Here is a 1736-nt window from a genome sequence, read left to right as displayed (position 1 = left end):
GGCGGGCGGCAGCGCGCCCGTGGCCTTGAGCCACGCGCCCAGGGCCACCATGTTTGCCAGTTTCACATTGCCCAGTTCGTGGGCCAGGTCATTGGCCGGAATGTAAACCGTGCGCAGCGAGGCATCCACAAGGTCTTTGTTCACCAGGGATGCGTTGACCACCTGCACGCCGTCCTTGTGCAGGCGTGGCTGGAACTTTGCCAGGGAAGGCTCGTTGAGAATGATGGTGGACAGCGGTTCGCGCACCAGCGGAGAGCCTATGGCGTGTTCGTCCAGAACCACCGTGCAGTTGGCCGTGCCGCCGCGCATTTCCGCCCCGTAAACGGGGATAAAGCTTACCTCAAGCCCGTATTCCATACCGGCCTGGGCCAGCAGGTTGCCGATCAGCATGACTCCCTGGCCGCCGAAACCGGCAATAATAACGTCCTGATATTTACTCACGGCCGTCCTCCTGGCTGTCCTGGCCCGCATTTTCCGTCGTTGCGGCGGGCAGGGACACGTCCTTGTACACGCCCAGGGGAAAGACGGGAATCATGGCTTCGGCAATACGTTTGTTGGCGGCGATGGGGTCCAGATGCCAGTTGGTGGGACAGCCGGAGAGCAGTTCCACAAAGCCGAAACCAAGGCCTTGCAGTTGCACGTCAAATGCCTTGCGTACGGCTTTTTTGGCGGCGCGCACATGCTTGACGGAATCAAGGGCGCAGCGGGCGGCGTAGGCCACGCCGTCCAGTTGGGCCATTATTTCCGCCATGCGTATGGGACCGCCTTCGTTACCGGCGTTGCGGCCCTGCCGGCTGGTGGTGGTTTTTTGTCCCACAAGCGTGGTGGGAGCCATTTGCCCGCCGGTCATGCCGTATACGGTGTTATTGATGAAGATCGTGGTGATTTTTTCGCCCCTGTTGGCGGCGTGCAGAGATTCGGCCATGCCTATGGCAGCCATGTCGCCGTCGCCCTGGTAGGTAAAGACCACCGATTCGGGCCGTGCGCGGCGCACTCCCGTGGCCACGGCGCAGGCGCGTCCGTGGGGGGCTTCAAGGCCGTCCACGTTGAAATAGTCGTAAGTAAAGGTGGCGCAGCCCACCGCAGCCACCAGTATGGTGCGGTCCGCCACGCCAAGCTCGTGCAGCACCTCGCTCACCAGCCTGTGGGCAATGCCGTGATGGCAGCCGGGGCAATAGTGGGTGTGGCGCTCGTTGAGCACGGGATTGACGTCAAAGATCAGGCGTTCGCCTTCCCGGGGGGCGGTGCAGTCCGGCTGCAGGGCTTCTGTTTGCTGTGCTGACATGGCTATTTCTCCTTGAGGGCCTGTAACATGGGTTCACGCAGGGCGTCCGCCCCGATGAACAGGCCGGGCATGATGCCGTGCCAGAGCACGGAAGACGCGCTTATGCCGGGCTGGGCAAAAAGCGCCAGCCGCACGTCTTCCACCATCTGGCCCGTGTTCTGCTCCATAACCAGAAAGCGTCTGCCCGGCGCGAGCGCCCGCAGGGATTCTTCCGGAAAGGGAAAAAGCGTGATGGGGCGGAACAGGCCGATCTTGTGTCCTTCGGCGCGCAACTGGCGTATGGCGCTGCGGGCGATGCGGCCAATGGAGCCAAAGGCCACCACCACAAGCTCGGCATCGTCAACGTCCACGCATTCCCAGGCGCATTCGGCCTTCATGGCTTCATATTTTTTCATTCGCTGGCGGTTGCGCTCGGCAAGCGCGCCCTCTGCAAGATAGACCGACTTGAGCA

At 62.2% G+C, this 1736-nt stretch carries 2 protein-coding genes and 1 pseudogene; all 3 read right to left on the bottom strand.

Going from position 1 to position 1736, the window contains the following annotated elements; genetic code table 11:
- Nucleotides 1-441: 2-oxoacid:acceptor oxidoreductase family protein (locus V6C16_RS12420; protein ID WP_333543349.1), on the bottom strand; the 441-nt coding region annotated here is incomplete at its 3' end.
- Nucleotides 434-1285: a thiamine pyrophosphate-dependent enzyme gene (locus V6C16_RS12415; protein WP_333543348.1), complete on the bottom strand. Its 852-nt coding sequence runs from the start codon at nucleotides 1283-1285 to the stop codon at nucleotides 434-436. The genes V6C16_RS12420 and V6C16_RS12415, both read right to left, overlap by 8 nt.
- A gap of 2 nt (nucleotides 1286-1287) precedes the next feature.
- Nucleotides 1288-1736, bottom strand: a pseudogene (locus V6C16_RS12410) (3-methyl-2-oxobutanoate dehydrogenase subunit beta); the annotation flags it as partial.

It is taken from the genome of Desulfovibrio sp. 1188_IL3213 (assembly GCF_036763145.1).
In the GTDB taxonomy this organism is placed as follows: Bacteria; Desulfobacterota; Desulfovibrionia; order Desulfovibrionales; family Desulfovibrionaceae; genus Desulfovibrio.
Note: the sequence above shows the minus strand (reverse complement) of the source record. Positions and strands in the feature narration are given on the sequence as shown.

What these genes read in the sequence shown, in the direction of transcription:
- V6C16_RS12415 (WP_333543348.1), bottom strand. Translation starts at nt 1,285, where the DNA reads ATGTCAGCACAGCAAACAGAAGCCCTGCAGCCGGACTGCACCGCCCCC.